The following is a 14,364-nucleotide window of genomic DNA, read 5'->3' as shown; positions in this document are numbered from 1 at the left end:
TGGAGAAAAAGGCGCTCTAGGCGCGCCGCAGTGACTGAAGATTAAGCCGGAGCAATACCCCAAACAATCCGATAATCGACTGAGCGTTCGATTATCGAACGGATTGTTGCAGGGCTATCGATTCTTCGCCCTGCACTCAATCCTGGTCCTTGTTGCCTGTCAGGTGGCGTCGGCATGGCTGACCATGCCCTTGATCACCACCGCCGTGGTGGCCAGCGCCGCCGGGATCACCAGCGCGGTCAGCACCTGCTCGAAGTTCCAGCCCAGGCCCAACAGGGTGGCGCCCATCCAGGCACCGAGAATGGCGCCGAATCGACCGATGCCGAGCATCCAGGACACCCCGGTGGCCCTTCCCTGGGTCGGATAGAAACGCGCCGCCAGGGAAGGCATCGCCGATTGCGCACCGTTGACGCACATGCCGGCGATCAGCACCAGGGTGGCGAGCACGGTGATGTTGCCCAGGCTTTGTCCCACGGCGTAGGCAAAGACCCCGGCCAGCAGGTAGAAACAGCCAATCACCTTGTGCGGATTGAAACGGTCCATGGCCCAGCCCACGGCGACTGCACTGAGCACCCCGCCAAACTGGAACAAGGCGCCGATAAAGGCCGCCTGCTCCATGCTCGCGCCACTGTCGCGCATCAGGGTCGGCAGCCAGCTGGTCAGCAGGTAGACAATCACCAGGCCCATGAAATAGGTGAGCCACAGCAGCAGCGTGCCGACGCTGTAAGTGCCGGAGAAGATCACGGCAAAGACGTTGCGCGCCTTCACCGTCTTCTGTTCCGGCACGCTGAAACTGCCGGCCTCGCTGACGATGGCCGGAGCGATGGGGGCCAAGGTCTTGCGCACCTTGTCGGTGCCGCGATTGCGCACCACCAAGTAACGCGCCGACTCCGGCAGCCAGACCACCAGCACCAGGGCCAGGATCAGCGGCAGGACGCCGCCGATCAGCAGCAGGCTGTGCCAGCCGAAGGCCGGGATCAGCTTGGCGGAAATGAAACCACCGCCCGCCATGCCCAGGTTGAACCCACAAAACATGCTGGTCACCAACAGCGACTTATGGCGCTCGGGGGTGTACTCCGAAAGCAGCGTGGTGGCATTGGGCATCCCCGCCCCCAGTCCCAGGCCGGTGAGAAAGCGCAGCACCAGCAACTGGTCGACGTTGGTGCTGTAGGCCGAAGCCAGGCTGAAGGCGCCAAACAGCAGCACCGCCCCTACCAGCACCACCTTGCGACCAAAACGGTCAGCCAGGGGCCCGGAACCCAGGGCACCGAAGACCATGCCGATCAGCGCCGCACTCATCACCGGGCCCAGGCTGGCACGGTCGATGCCCCAGTCCTGGGACAGCGCCGGGGCGATGAAGCCCATGGCCGCGGTGTCCAGCCCATCGAGGAAGACAATCAGGAAACACAGGATCACGACTCGCCACTGGTAACGCGACAGCGGCTGGGAATTGATGAAGGACTGCACATCGAGGCAGTTCCCTACAGCGGATTGGGGTTGATTCATTGTTTTTATTTCCACACTAAAACGCAGGCGCGCACAGGCCGCCAAGGGCTGATCAGGTCACGTAGAAAAGGTGGCGAAAATCAGGCGATTCGAGCGGGACGGCAGGAACGGTCACGGCAACGACGCAGGGAGAGCATGCTCATGAGTTGGCCTCTTCATTATTATTGGACGGGTCATCGGCAGCAGGCTGGCAATGCCGGCTGGCCGCCGATGACGCTGGCGCGACATTAATGAGCCAGGGGAAAGAGCGTCAATTCGTCAAAGGCGGATCTGTGCGTTTATCGAACGCTTAAGCAAACAGCTGGGCGCTGAGATCGCGGCTGGCGCTCAGCAGGCCGGGGAGAAAACGCTGTTCCAATTCGGCGCGGCTGACCCGACCCGCGTGGGTGCTGACGTTCAACGCCGCCAACACCTGGCCCGAAGCATCGTAGACCGGCACGGCAATCGAACGCAGCCCTTGCTCCAGTTCCTGGTCGACGATGCACCAGCCCTGCTGACGAACTTGCTGCAGGCACTCCAGCAATGCCTCCGGGGTGTGCAGGGTGCGGCTGGTCTTGGCCTGCAGATCGGCGTGTTCCAGATACTCATGCAGCGAAGAATCATCCAGCGCGGCCAACAGAATCCGCCCCATGGACGTGCAATAGGCCGGTAGCCGGCCGCCCACCGAAAGATCGACGGAAATCAACCGCTGGGTAGTGGCCGAACGGGCGATATAGAGGATGTCGTCGCCTTCCAGGGTGGCCATGTTGCAGGCTTCATGGAGTTGCTCGCTCATGCGGTCCAGATAAGGCTGCGCGGAAACCGCCAGGGGCGTCGACGACAGGTAGGCGTGACCCAGGGTCAGCACCTTGGGCAGCAGCGAATAGGTACGCCCGTCGGTGGTGGCGTACCCCAGCTTGATCAGCGTATGCAGGCAGCGGCGCACTGCCGCTCGGGGAATCTCCGTGCGGTGGCTGATCTGGGCGATGGTCAGGTGACGCTTGCGTTCCTGAAACGCCTGCACCACCGCCAGGCCACGGGCCAGAGACGTCATGAAATCCGGGTCACCGGTCAACGCCTGAATCCTCTTCGCTGCCGAAGCCACGATAGGCGGCGCCACTGAGGTGAAGGAATTACGCATCTGATCGTTCATTTCAGGGTCTCTGCGATGAAATTCTTCCGTATTACAAGCCGTATTGGAGAGGCAGCACAAGTCAGCCCCTGCAAGATTGGGCGATTATCGAACCGTCGACCGATAATCGCAATCTGCGGTGCTTGCCGCTGCCAACCACTCGCCCCACTCTTTTATTGCAAAAACTCATGGTAATAATCACCGGCAGGCGGTGGACTCAGTGACCATCTTCAGACCTGCCACTTGTATCAAGAGCGGATTAGCCCCATATAGATTTCTACCAACGGAGTACGAAGACGGGAAGCGCCGTGTAGGAATTCATTAGAACTTCCGTGTCACAAAACGCTCACAATAAAGTTGACAGTTTTAAACTTGCCGAGCGTAGAGTTATTCTTTGCCGAGGCTATACTGCCGAAGTGAGTAACGCGCAATCAGTCCCGCTCGTACCTCGCTCAGGTGACCCAAGGCTGCAATCGGCCACCTATCGCAAGCGCTTGACCCCTAACCAGATTCGGCCAATCCGCTTGCAACAAACAACACTGTTGCTACGACAGTCGTTTTCATCCGGTGACGTGGCCGCATGCAACAAAAGGCTGACTGGAAAGAGCAGGCCCCAAGGCCTCGGCGGGCAATCAGTCTGCTTTCTTGATAGTCGCCCACAAGCAATGCGTTGCACCGGAATGGACCCTTACTCAATTAGGTAACACTGTGACGAAAGACGAACTGCGCGCGGAACTTGAGCGCCAGGAACAACGTTACAAGGAAGTTTACGGCGGCGAGATCACCCGTTATGCCGCCCAACCGGAACCTGAACGCAAACCTTGGCGCAAACGCGCAAGTATTCGCGACCAGGCGTTCACCCAAGAACTGCAAAAGATGGAAAAAGAGCTCAAGGCCGAACAGCCATAATGCCGGCGGCCTGAGCTTCTCAGGGCTTGCTCTCTTGTCCGCTCGATCACCCCAGCGGCCAGGCAGACCATTGATGCTCGCTACCCCGGGCCCCTCACCGCCTCGCCCCACCCACAGCGAGAAACGGTACCCGGCAGGCCCTTTCGTTGAAATTTCATACAAGCGTTTGAACCTTCTCACTCCCGGGCTCAAACCCTCGTCATCGTGCTTTGGCCCAATAAACTCAATGACTTGCCACATTTGGCGAGAATTGGCGAAAACTCTGCTCCCGGTCAGTTTTTTCGTTGAAGAATGTTACCGGTTAGCACCTTGTGCATTGATTAGCAGGGTTTTCTGGCATAATCGCGCCCCCTTATGACCGGGTCAGAAAACCTTCATGATCGATTTATTCAGCGGACTGGATGCTTGGGTGCTTGTGAGCCTCTTGCTCGCCCTGGCTTTTGTCCTCGCCTACGAGTTCATCAACGGCTTTCATGACACCGCAAACGCGGTTGCCACTGTCATCTACACCAAAGCCATGCCGCCACACCTGGCCGTGTTCTTTTCCGGTGTCTTCAATTTCCTCGGTGTGCTGCTGGGCGGCGTCGGCGTGGCCTATGCCATCGTTCACCTGCTGCCGGTCGAGCTGCTGATCAATGTCAACACCGGTCACGGTCTGGCCATGGTCTTCTCGCTGCTGGCCGCGGCCATCGCCTGGAACCTGGGCACCTGGTACTTCGGCATCCCGGCTTCCAGTTCCCACACCCTGATCGGCTCGATCCTCGGTGTCGGCCTGGCCAACGCCCTGATCAACGACATTCCCCTGGGGGACGGCGTGAACTGGCAGAAAGCGATCGATATCGGGGCCTCCCTGGTGTTCTCGCCGATGGCCGGCTTCCTTATTGCTGCGCTGGTACTGATCGGTCTGAAATGGTGGCGTCCGATCTCGAAGATGCACAAGACCCCGGAACAGCGCCGCAAGGTCGATGACAAGAAGCACCCACCGTTCTGGAACCGCCTGGTTCTAGTGATCTCGGCGATGGCCGTGAGCTTCGTCCACGGTTCCAACGATGGTCAGAAAGGCATTGGCCTGATCATGCTGGTGCTGATCGGCATCGTGCCTGCGCAGTTCGTGCTGGACCTCAACAGCACCACCTACCAGATCGAGCGTACCCGCGACGCGACCCTGCACCTGAGTCAGTTCTACGAGCGCAACCACGACTCCCTGGGCGAGTTCCTGGCCCTGGGCAAGAGCGTGAAAGACGACCTGCCGGGCAAGTTCCGCTGCAACCCGCAACAGACCGAGCCCACCATCAGCGCCCTGCTGAGCAGCCTCAAGGGTGTCGCCGACTACCACTCGCTGTCGCCGGAAAGCCGCATCGAAGTGCGTCGCTACCTGCTGTGCCTGGATGACACAGCGAAAAAAGTGGGCAAACTGCCGAACCTGTCGGCCCGTGAAAAGGCTGACCTGGACAAGCTGCGCAAGGACCTGACCGCCACCACCGAGTACGCACCGTTCTGGGTGATCCTGGCCGTCGCCCTGGCACTGGGCCTGGGCACCATGATCGGCTGGAAGCGTGTGGTGCTGACCATTGGCGAGAAGATCGGCAAGCAAGGCATGACCTACGCCCAGGGCATGTCGGCACAGATCACCGCGGCGGGCCTGATCGGCCTGGCGAACATCTTCAGCCTGCCGGTCTCCACCACCCACGTACTCTCCTCCGGCGTGGCCGGGACCATGGTCGCCAACAAGAGCGGCCTGCAAGGCGGTACGGTGAGAACCATCCTCCTGGCCTGGGTCCTCACCCTGCCGGCGACCGTGGCCCTGTCTGCCGGTCTGTTCTGGGCGGCCTCCAAAGTCCTGGGTACCTGATACCCCAGCGCCAACAAAAAAGGTGCGCCCCTCGGGACGCACCTTTTTTTATGCCTTTTCCACAGGCAAAAAAAAGGGCAACCGAAGTTGCCCAAAATGCCTTGCGTGCTCGTTGCTCTGGAGAGACTTAAGGTTTTTTACGCTTATTCGCGTCTTTCCAGATGAAGAAACCAAACCCTGCGAAAAACAGAACCATGAGGCCGACAGTCAGCACTCCGGCGATCACCACATTGTCGAAAAACATGACTGGCCTCCTGCTCTTGCCCTGTTGCGATGGGGCTAAGTTAACCAAAGAGGCCGCGGGGAAAATTGACCGGGGTCAATGTCGCCCAAGACTGGGCGCGAGGAAGGGGAAATAACTGACCTGTATCAACAGAAAGCGCCCAGTTCAGCGCTTTTTCGGTTTGTTTTTCGGCTTTTTCTTGGCCTTGCCCAAAGGCATGGCCTGCTCGAATGCCTGGCGTACTTCATTCAGGCGTTTCTCGTTCAGGTCATGCACACGCTTGGCGCGTTCAGCATTCAGGTCGATCAGCTTGTCGTCTTGATTCATGGCTTGGCTGGCATCACTGGGAGGTCAATATCAACCGCACTGCTACAGGATGCAGAGCGGCCCTGGCGGATAGGCCAATAATGCGGCGTGCCGCCGCACCTGACCAGTGATCAGACCGGCACAAAGGCAATAAAGTCGCTGCCGTGAAGAGTTTTTATCCGCACAATGGCCCTTTGCAAACCGCCCCACGGAGCCTGATGTGGAAATGCCCAAGCACCTGCCGCCACTGCTGGCCCTGCGCGCATTCGAGGCCGTGGCCCGCCACCTGAGCTTTATCAAGGCGGCTCGGGAACTGTGCGTGAGCCAGAGCGCGGTCAGCCATCAAGTGCAGAAACTCGAACAGCACCTGGGCCAACGCCTGTTCATACGTCGGACTCGCGCCATCGACCTGACCGCCACCGGCGACACCTATTACCGACAGATTCGTCCGGCCCTGGAGCAGATCGCCCAAGCCACCCAGGCGCTGCTTGCGCCCGCTGGGCAACAGGTGTTGCGCATCGGTCTGTTGGCGTCCTTCGCCACCTTGTGGCTGGCGCCTCGCCTGGCAGACTTCAACCGCCGCCATCCAAAGATCCAGTTGGAATTGCTACCGGCCATCGACCTGGCGGATGTCGCCGGCGCCGAGGTCGACCTGGCTATTCGCTACGGCAAGGGCAACTGGCCAAAGGTCCGGGCCACGCGTTTTCTCGCCGAGCAGCTATCGCCAGTCTGCAGCCCTGCCTTCAAAGCCACCTCCCTGGCCAATGGCCCCTTGCTGATGGCTCGCTCCCATCAACCCTTCGAGTGGGATGACTGGAGCAGGCAACAGGCTATGGACCTTGCCTCCCACCCCAGGGTGATGCTGCACGACTACAACATCGTGGTAGAGGCCGCGGTGGCCGGCCAGGGCATTGCCATGGGGCGTCGCCAGTTGATCCAACGCCATCTGGCCCAGGGCAGCCTGGTGGATGCCTTCGACCTGCCGCCCTTGTGCAGTCAGATCGGCTACTGGCTGGTGACCGCTGAAGGAGCGTCGAACCCGGCTCTGGAGTGTTTTGCACAGTGGCTACTGGAGCAAGGCCTCGACCCATGAGAAATTCAGATACGTCGAATTAGATCTATCCGTTTGTCGCTCCTGGACTGAACGCGGATGCTGCAGGCCTTGCATCCGAGGACTTCCCATGAGCGACTCCCTGAAACACCGCGTGCAGCAACTGGGGCTTGAACTACCCGCCCCCAGCCAGCCAATCGCCAACTACGTCAACCATGTACGCAGCCAGAACCTGCTGCTGATCTCCGGACAGATTCCCTTGTTGCAAGGTCAACCGACCCTGCAGGGCCGTCTCGGCGAAAGCCTGACGGTGGAGCAAGGCACCCAGGCCGCCGAGCTCGCGGCCCTGGCCTTGCTGGCCCAGTTGAGCGCGGCGCTGGACGACGACCTGTCGCGGCTGCAGCGCATCAGCCAGCTCGGTGTATTCATTGCCGCCAGTGCCGATTTCCAGAGCCATGGCATCGTGGCCAATGGCGCTTCCAACCTGCTGGTCAACGCCCTGGGCGAGAAAGGCCGGCATGCACGCACCGCGGTGGGTGTGGCCAGCCTGCCCGCCGGGGTCGCCGTAGAGGTCGACGCGATTTTCGAACTCAAGCCATGAGTCCCCTGGACCCAGCGCGCCTCGCCCGTCTGCGCGAGGCCACACCCGGCTGCGCCCGGGTCTGTCACTTCAACCACGCGGGTGCTTCATTGCCCAGCCAGGGCACCCTGGACGCGATGCTCGGGCAATTGCAACGGGAAGCCCGTGAAGGGCCGATGGAGGCCGCCATCACCGGCGCACAGCTGCAGGAACAGGCCCGTGAGGCCGCGGCCCGGCTGCTCAATACCCACCCCGCTGCAATCGCCTTTGCCAGCAGCGGCTCGGCAGCCTGGAGCATGGCCTTCAGCGCCCTGCCCCCGTGGCAAGCGGGCGACCGGATTCTGGTGGGGCGCCATGAATGGGGTGGCAACCTGGCCTGCCTGGCCCAGGCGGTAAGTGCCGGCGCCCAACTGGAAGTCATCCCCTGCGACCGCCATGGCGCGGTTTCGGTGGAGGCGCTGGAATCCATGCTCGACTCCCACGTGCGCCTGATCGCCCTGACCTGGCTGCCGGCCAACGGCGGCTTGATCAATCCGGCCGCCGCCGTCGGCCAACTGGCCCGAAAAAGGCGCATTCCCTATTTCATCGACGCCGGCCAGGCCCTGGGGCAACTGCCCTGTGATGTAGAGGCGCTGGGGTGCGACGTGCTCAAAGGCGCGGGACGCAAATACCTGCGCGGGCCACGGGGCACGGCCCTGCTCTATGTCAGGCCGGGCTTCCTGGAACAGTTGCAGCCACTGCCGCGGGATGTCTTGTCTGCTCCCTGGAACGGCCAGGGCTTCAGTTTGCGAGACGATGCACGGCGCTTCGAAACCAGCGAAGTTTCGCTGGTGCTGCTGGCGGGGCTGGCCAATGCCTTGCAGGAACTGAACAGCATCGGTATCGACGCCATACACCAGCGGATCAAGACCCTGGCCGACTCGCTGCGTCAGGACCTCGACCGCCTGCCCGGCCTGCAGCGCCAGGACCTGGGGGTCGCCGGGCAGCAGTCAGGCCTGATTGCCTTCACCCTCAAGGGCTGGGACTGTTTTGCATTGAAGGAAGCGTTGGCTCGAAGGGGCATCAATATCGGTGCCAATGGCGTGGCCTACACCCCGCTGGACATGCAGGCCCGAGGCCTGACCCAGATTGCCCGGATCGCCCTGAGCTATTTGAATACCGAAGCGGAAATCCAGTGCCTGCTGGAGGCGCTGACGGAACTGGCCGAACACGGCCCCGCAGGCTAGACCTGCACGTCCACCCACAGGCCCTGGCGCGGGGCATCCTCGATCAGCGGTGCCACCGGCACGGTGTTGTCGGCGTTCAATTCGTCGCCGGGCACGGCCAGGTGCTGCTCCGGATCATCATCGGCCTCACGCTTGCGCCGCTGCTTTTCCTGTTGGCGCTGCTGCTCCTCGCGCAAGAGCAGGGCCGACTGCTCGGCATCGCGCTTTTGCAAGTCGATGGTGCTTTCGTTGGAGCTTTCCTGCACCGGCACCACTGGCGGGATATCCGGACGCTGCCGGATCGGGTCCTGCTGGGCGGTGATGGGCACGGCACTCAAGGGGAGCATCGGTGGCAGCATGTTATGGGTCTCCTGTCGGCAGGCTGTCGGCTGCGGCACGGGCGACTTGAGCCATCGGTCGCAAAACTGTGACCCGGTCGTCAGCCGATAGTGCCCTCGGGGCCGACGAACGCCGCTGTACGCTACCTTTTATTCCAGGGGTTTTTATCAGAGTTCTTTGGACTGGAAGCGTCGTTCCGTTAAGATAGTCGGCTTTTTCAAAGCGGGAGTCAGGCAGCATGGCGCAGCAGTATCAACCGGGGCAACGCTGGATTAGTGACAGCGAAGCCGAGCTAGGTTTAGGCACCGTTCTGGCACAGGACGGTCGCTTGCTGACCGTGCTCTATCCGGCCACTGGCGACACCCGCCAGTATGCGCTACGGAATGCGCCCCTCACTCGCGTGAGGTTCTCTCCAGGGGACAGCATCACCCACTTCGAAGGCTGGAAAATGACTGTTCAGGAAGTCGACGACGTCGACGGCCTGCTGGTCTATCACGGCCTCAACGGGCAGAACGAAGCCGTTACCCTGCCGGAAACCCAACTCTCGAACTTTATCCAGTTCCGTCTGGCCAGCGACCGTCTGTTCGCCGGACAGATCGACCCCCTGGCCTGGTTCTCCCTGCGCTACCACACCCTGGAACACACCAGTCGCCAACTGCAGTCCTCGCTCTGGGGCCTGGGCGGCGTGCGCGCCCAACCCATCGCCCACCAGTTGCACATTGCCCGTGAAGTCGCCGACCGTATCGCGCCACGGGTCCTGCTGGCGGACGAAGTGGGCCTGGGCAAGACCATCGAGGCCGGCCTGGTCATCCATCGCCAACTGCTTTCGGGCCGCGCCAGCCGGGTGCTGATCCTGGTTCCGGAAAACCTCCAGCACCAGTGGCTGGTGGAAATGCGCCGGCGCTTCAACCTGCAAGTGGCACTGTTCGACGAAGAACGCTTTATCGAAAGCGATGCCAGCAACCCGTTCGAAGACACCCAGCTGGCCCTGGTGGCCCTGGAATGGCTGGTGGACGACGAGAAGGCCCAGGACGCGCTGTTCGCTGCCGGCTGGGACTTGATGGTGGTGGACGAAGCCCACCACCTGGTGTGGCACGAAGATCAGGTCAGCCCGGAATACGCCCTGGTGGAACAGTTGGCCGAGACCATCCCTGGCGTACTGCTGCTGACCGCGACCCCGGAACAACTGGGCCAGGACAGCCACTTTGCCCGCCTGCGCCTGCTGGACCCGAATCGCTTCCATGACCTCGCGGCCTTCCGCGCCGAGAGCGAGAACTACCGCCCGGTGGCCGAAGCCGTGCAGGAGCTGATGGATAAAGGCCGCCTGTCTCCCGAGGCGCACAAGACCATTCACGGTTTCCTCGGCAACGAAGGCGAAGCCCTGCTGGCCGCGGTCAACGATGGCGACAGCGAAGCCAGCGCACGCCTGGTGCGCGAGCTGCTGGACCGCCACGGCACCGGCCGCGTGCTGTTCCGCAACACCCGCGCCGCCGTACAGGGCTTCCCGGAGCGCAAGCTGCACGCCTATCCGCTGCCGTGCCCGGACGAATACCTGGAACTGCCCCTGGGCGAACACGCCGAGCTGTACCCGGAAGTCAGCTTCCAGGCCCAGCCTGAAGCCAGCGACGAAGAACAGCGCTGGTGGAAATTCGACCCGCGGGTCGAGTGGCTGATCGACCAGCTGAAGATGCTCAAGCGCACCAAGGTCCTGGTGATCTGCGCCCACGCGGAAACCGCCATGGACCTGGAGGACGCCCTGCGCGTGCGCTCCGGCATTCCGGCCACGGTCTTCCATGAAGGCATGAACATCCTCGAACGCGACCGCGCCGCCGCCTACTTCGCCGACGAAGAGTTCGGCGCCCAGGTGCTGATCTGTTCGGAAATCGGCAGTGAAGGCCGCAACTTCCAGTTCGCCCACCATCTGGTGCTGTTCGATCTGCCGTCGCACCCGGACCTGCTGGAGCAGCGGATCGGCCGTCTCGACCGGATCGGCCAGAAACACGTGATCGAACTGCATGTGCCGTACCTGGAAACCAGCCCGCAAGAGCGCCTGTTCCAGTGGTATCACGAAGCCCTGAACGCCTTCCTCAACACCTGCCCGACCGGCAACGCCTTGCAGCACCAGTTCGGCCCGCGCCTGCTGCCGCTGCTGGAAAACGCCGACGACGGCGAGTGGCAAGCCCTGATCGACGAAGCCCGTGGCGAACGCGAGCGCCTGGAAGCCGAGTTGCATACCGGCCGCGACCGCCTGCTGGAGCTCAACTCCGGCGGCGCCGGTGAAGGCGATGCGCTGGTGGAAGCGATCCTCGAACAGGACGACCAGTTCGCCCTGCCGATCTACATGGAGACCCTGTTCGACGCCTTCGGCATCGACAGCGAGGACCATTCGGAAAACGCCCTGATCCTCAAGCCCAGCGAGAAGATGCTCGATGCCAGCTTCCCCCTGGGCGACGACGAAGGCGTGACCATCACCTACGACCGCAACCAGGCGCTGTCCCGCGAAGACATGCAGTTCATCACCTGGGAGCACCCGATGGTGCAGGGCGGCATGGACCTGGTGCTGTCCGGTTCCATGGGCAACACCGCCGTGGCACTGATCAAGAACAAGGCGCTCAAACCCGGCACCGTGCTGCTTGAACTGCTGTATGTGAGTGAAGTCGTGGCCCCGCGTTCGCTGCAACTGGGCCGCTACCTGCCGCCGGCCGCCCTGCGCTGCCTGCTGGACGCCAACGGCAACGACCTGTCGGCACGGGTGGCTTTCGAGACCCTCAACGACCAACTGGAAAGCGTGCCCAAGGCCAGCGCCAACAAGTTCATCCAGGCCCAGCGCGACCAGCTGGCGCCGAAGATCAACGCTGGCGAAGCCAAGGTCGCACCGCGTCACGCCGAGCGCGTGGCCGAGGCCCAACGTCGCCTGGCGGCCGATACCGATGAAGAACTGGCGCGCCTGACCGCCTTGCAGGCGGTCAACCCGACAGTCCGTGACAGCGAGCTGGTCGCCCTGCGCAAGCAACGGGAACAGGGTCTGGCGATGCTGGAAAAAGCCGCCCTGCGCCTGGAAGCGATCCGGGTGCTGGTGGCGGGCTGATTGCCCGACGCCAAGCGCTAAACAAAAGGCCCGCATCGTGCGGGCCTTTTTTTCATCTGCCAGATCAGACCGCCAACGCCGTCGCCGCAGGCTCAGCCAGCGCCAGCCCCTCCTTCATGCGCTGGGCATCGCGGACAAAACAACGAGCGGCCTGGAACAGAAACAGCAGGGTCAGGAACAGCGCCACCGGAATCAGGTACATGGCGTCGTGCAGGCCGATGGCCTTGAACTCCTCGGTCATCAGCTCGGCACCGGCGGCATACATCGCCGAGTGGGCGAAGTGATCCGACAGCGCGCCGACCACCACTGGCCCCAACCCGCCGCCCAGCAGGTACAGACCGGCGAAAAACAAGGCCATGGCCGTGGCCCGCAAACGGGGTTCGACCACGTCCTGCAAAGCGGTATAGACACAGGTGTAGAAGTTGTAGGCAAACAGCCAGCCGACGCTGAACACCGCAACAAATACCCCGATCTCGACGCGCCCGGCATGCAACGCCCAGCCAGTGGCCAAGGTCGAGATGATCAGGCTGCAGGCCGCAAACAGCAGGCGGCCGTTGGCAACCCGCTGATGAATCTTGTCGGCGACCCAGCCACCCAGGGTCAAACCCACCAACCCGGTAACACCGACAATCAGCCCCGTCGCCATGGCCGCCTCCTGCAAGGGCATGAGGAAGTAACGCTGCAGCATCGGCACCAGGAAGGAGTTGCAGGCGTAAGTGGCGAAGTTGAAGGTCAGCCCGGCCAAGGTCAGCCAGAGAAAGGTCGGAATCGCCAACACCCGGCGAATCGGACGGTCGACAGGCACTTGTGCCACCTTCACCGCTTCCGCCGCGCCGCGCTTGGGCTCCTTGATGAAAAACATGAACACCGCCAGCACCAACCCGGGTACCGCAGCGATGAAGAACGGTGCCCGCCAGCTGTCAAAAGCCTTGACCATGGCCCCGATGGTGAAGAAGGCCAGCACCAGCCCCAGGGGCAACCCAAGCATGAAGATACCCATGGCCCGGGCCCGGCGGTGCGCGGGGAACAGGTCGCCGATCAGCGAGTTGGCCGCCGGTGCGTAGCTCGCCTCGCCAATGCCCACCCCCATGCGCACCAGCAGGAAACTCCAGAAACTGCCGACCATGCCGTTGACCGCCGTCAGCCCGCTCCACACCGCCAGGCCCCAGCCCATCAGCTTGCTCCGCGAGCCGGTATCGGCCAGGCGCCCGAGGGGCAGGCCGGCGATGGCGTAGACGATGGTAAAGGCGGTGCCGATGATCCCCAGCTGGAAGTCACTCAAGTGCCATTCCATGCGGATCGGCTCGATGATGATGGCGGGAATGGTGCGGTCGAAGAAGTTGAACAGGTTTGCCAAAAACAACAGGAACAGAATGCGCCAGGCATTTGCCGCTTGAGTCGAGTTATCCATGGGGTCGATCTCTTTATTGTTATTCGGCCAGACGCGAGCGAGCCTGGAAGCTGCAATCTAGTCAGGCCCGGCCTGGCTGTCTGTGATCATTCGTCAGCCTGATATCAAACCATCGCATGCAGGCCCCGGCCGCAACCTTCAAAACCCTCACCACGCGGCGCGGCGAATTCGCCACAGCCCCCAGTACCCGGGGCTTTCCCAGTCTTTTCAAGGGCTTGGCCGGCACTGAAAAAATACCTGGCGCCCCCCCTTCCCAAGGCCGATGGGAAGCCTAGAATAGCCGCCTTGCCTGCCCCCCTTACCCTTCCCTCTCCCTTTGAATACGCCTATGTCCGAAGCCAGTCCGTGTCTGAATTGCGGTGCCTGCTGTTCATACTTTCGTGTGTCTTTTTTCTGGGGCGAATGCGCCTCATCCGGTGGCACGGTCCCCGACGATCTGGTGCAGAGCATCAGTCCCACTCGGGTAGCCATGCTCGGCACCGACTGCAAATCGCCGCGCTGCATTGCCCTTGAAGGCGAGGTCGGCCAGGGTGTGAGCTGCTCGATTTATGAGCAGCGTTCCAGCCCCTGCCGGGAGTTCGAAGCCTCATGGGCCGACGGCCAGCACAACAGCGACTGCGACGCCGCCCGGGCCGCCTTTGGCCTGGCGCCCCTGGAGCCGCTGGATCACGAGCCCTGGTTCGAGAAAAGCGCATAGCACCATTGGCGATAGGGCTCATAAGCAAATCATTAGAGCCAGATTGCCACCTCCCATTGCAGCCAACGGGTGCCTTCTATACTGCA

13 protein-coding genes are annotated in these 14,364 nt (G+C 62.1%); 7 read left to right on the top strand and 6 right to left on the bottom strand.

Going from position 1 to position 14,364, the window contains the following annotated elements; genetic code table 11:
- Positions 1–159 precede the first annotated feature (159 nt).
- Positions 160–1,506, bottom strand: coding sequence for an MFS transporter (locus tag LOY69_RS06630; RefSeq protein WP_102861492.1), 1,347 nt, complete (start codon positions 1,504–1,506; stop codon positions 160–162).
- Positions 1,507–1,795: 289 nt separating this feature from the next.
- Positions 1,796–2,638, bottom strand: coding sequence for a pca regulon transcriptional regulator PcaR (gene pcaR / locus LOY69_RS06625; RefSeq protein ID WP_016962563.1), 843 nt, complete (start codon positions 2,636–2,638; stop codon positions 1,796–1,798).
- A gap of 687 nt (positions 2,639–3,325) precedes the next feature.
- Here pcaR and LOY69_RS06620 point away from each other — a divergent pair.
- Both LOY69_RS06620 and LOY69_RS06615 read left to right on the top strand, forming a co-directional pair.
- Positions 3,326–3,526, top strand: coding sequence for a hypothetical protein (locus tag LOY69_RS06620; protein ID WP_102861491.1), 201 nt, complete (start codon positions 3,326–3,328; stop codon positions 3,524–3,526).
- A gap of 376 nt (positions 3,527–3,902) precedes the next feature.
- Positions 3,903–5,378, top strand: coding sequence for an inorganic phosphate transporter (locus tag LOY69_RS06615; RefSeq protein ID WP_102878642.1), 1,476 nt, complete (start codon positions 3,903–3,905; stop codon positions 5,376–5,378).
- A 127-nt stretch (positions 5,379–5,505) separates the two neighbouring features.
- Here the strand turns inward: LOY69_RS06615 and ccoM are convergent, their stop codons facing one another.
- Together ccoM and LOY69_RS06610 are read right to left on the bottom strand one after the other, a co-directional pair.
- Positions 5,506–5,622 carry a cytochrome c oxidase subunit CcoM gene (gene ccoM, locus LOY69_RS30375; RefSeq protein WP_015634423.1) on the bottom strand — a complete coding sequence of 39 codons (117 nt, stop codon included), beginning with the start codon at positions 5,620–5,622 and terminating at the stop codon, positions 5,506–5,508.
- Between the two features lie 144 nt (positions 5,623–5,766).
- Positions 5,767–5,928: a hypothetical protein gene (locus LOY69_RS06610; RefSeq protein ID WP_162884110.1), complete on the bottom strand. Its 162-nt coding sequence runs from the start codon at positions 5,926–5,928 to the stop codon at positions 5,767–5,769.
- 205 nt (positions 5,929–6,133) lie between these two features.
- On the opposite strand from LOY69_RS06610, the gene LOY69_RS06605 reads away from it, so the two are divergent.
- The 3 genes from LOY69_RS06605 to LOY69_RS06595 all read left to right on the top strand — a co-directional run bounded on the left by LOY69_RS06605 (position 6,134) and on the right by LOY69_RS06595 (position 8,764).
- Positions 6,134–7,000, top strand: coding sequence for a LysR substrate-binding domain-containing protein (locus LOY69_RS06605; RefSeq protein ID WP_123393817.1), 867 nt, complete (start codon positions 6,134–6,136; stop codon positions 6,998–7,000).
- 88 nt (positions 7,001–7,088) lie between these two features.
- On the top strand, positions 7,089–7,559 hold the full coding sequence (locus LOY69_RS06600; RefSeq protein WP_102878640.1) for a RidA family protein: 471 nt from the start codon (positions 7,089–7,091) through the stop codon (positions 7,557–7,559).
- Positions 7,556–8,764 (top strand): aminotransferase class V-fold PLP-dependent enzyme, encoded by a 1,209-nt coding sequence (locus tag LOY69_RS06595; protein ID WP_265074285.1) that lies wholly within the window; start codon positions 7,556–7,558, stop codon positions 8,762–8,764. Before LOY69_RS06600 ends, LOY69_RS06595 begins: the two co-directional genes overlap by 4 nt.
- Here the strand turns inward: LOY69_RS06595 and LOY69_RS06590 are convergent.
- Positions 8,761–9,102 carry an aspartate-semialdehyde dehydrogenase gene (locus LOY69_RS06590; RefSeq protein ID WP_102861487.1) on the bottom strand — a complete coding sequence of 114 codons (342 nt, stop codon included), beginning with the start codon at positions 9,100–9,102 and terminating at the stop codon, positions 8,761–8,763. The two genes, LOY69_RS06595 and LOY69_RS06590, sit on opposite strands and share 4 nt — an antisense overlap.
- A 218-nt stretch (positions 9,103–9,320) precedes the next feature.
- On the opposite strand from LOY69_RS06590, the gene rapA reads away from it, so the two are divergent.
- Entirely contained in the window at positions 9,321–12,170 is a 2,850-nt protein-coding gene (rapA, locus tag LOY69_RS06585; RefSeq protein WP_265074284.1) for an RNA polymerase-associated protein RapA, read from the top strand.
- Positions 12,171–12,234: 64 nt separating this feature from the next.
- Here rapA and LOY69_RS06580 read toward each other — a convergent pair whose 3' ends face one another.
- Positions 12,235–13,581: a spinster family MFS transporter gene (locus LOY69_RS06580; RefSeq protein ID WP_110595004.1), complete on the bottom strand. Its 1,347-nt coding sequence runs from the start codon at positions 13,579–13,581 to the stop codon at positions 12,235–12,237.
- Positions 13,582–13,909: 328 nt separating this feature from the next.
- On the opposite strand from LOY69_RS06580, the gene LOY69_RS06575 reads away from it, so the two are divergent.
- Positions 13,910–14,278, top strand: a complete 369-nt coding sequence (locus LOY69_RS06575) for a YkgJ family cysteine cluster protein (RefSeq protein ID WP_102861484.1) — start codon at positions 13,910–13,912, stop codon at positions 14,276–14,278.
- Positions 14,279–14,364: the final 86 nt, after the last annotated feature.

This window comes from Pseudomonas sp. B21-059 (assembly GCF_026016285.1).
GTDB classification, from domain to species: Bacteria; Pseudomonadota; Gammaproteobacteria; order Pseudomonadales; family Pseudomonadaceae; genus Aquipseudomonas; species Aquipseudomonas danubii.
Note: the sequence above shows the minus strand (reverse complement) of the source record. Positions and strands in the feature narration are given on the sequence as shown.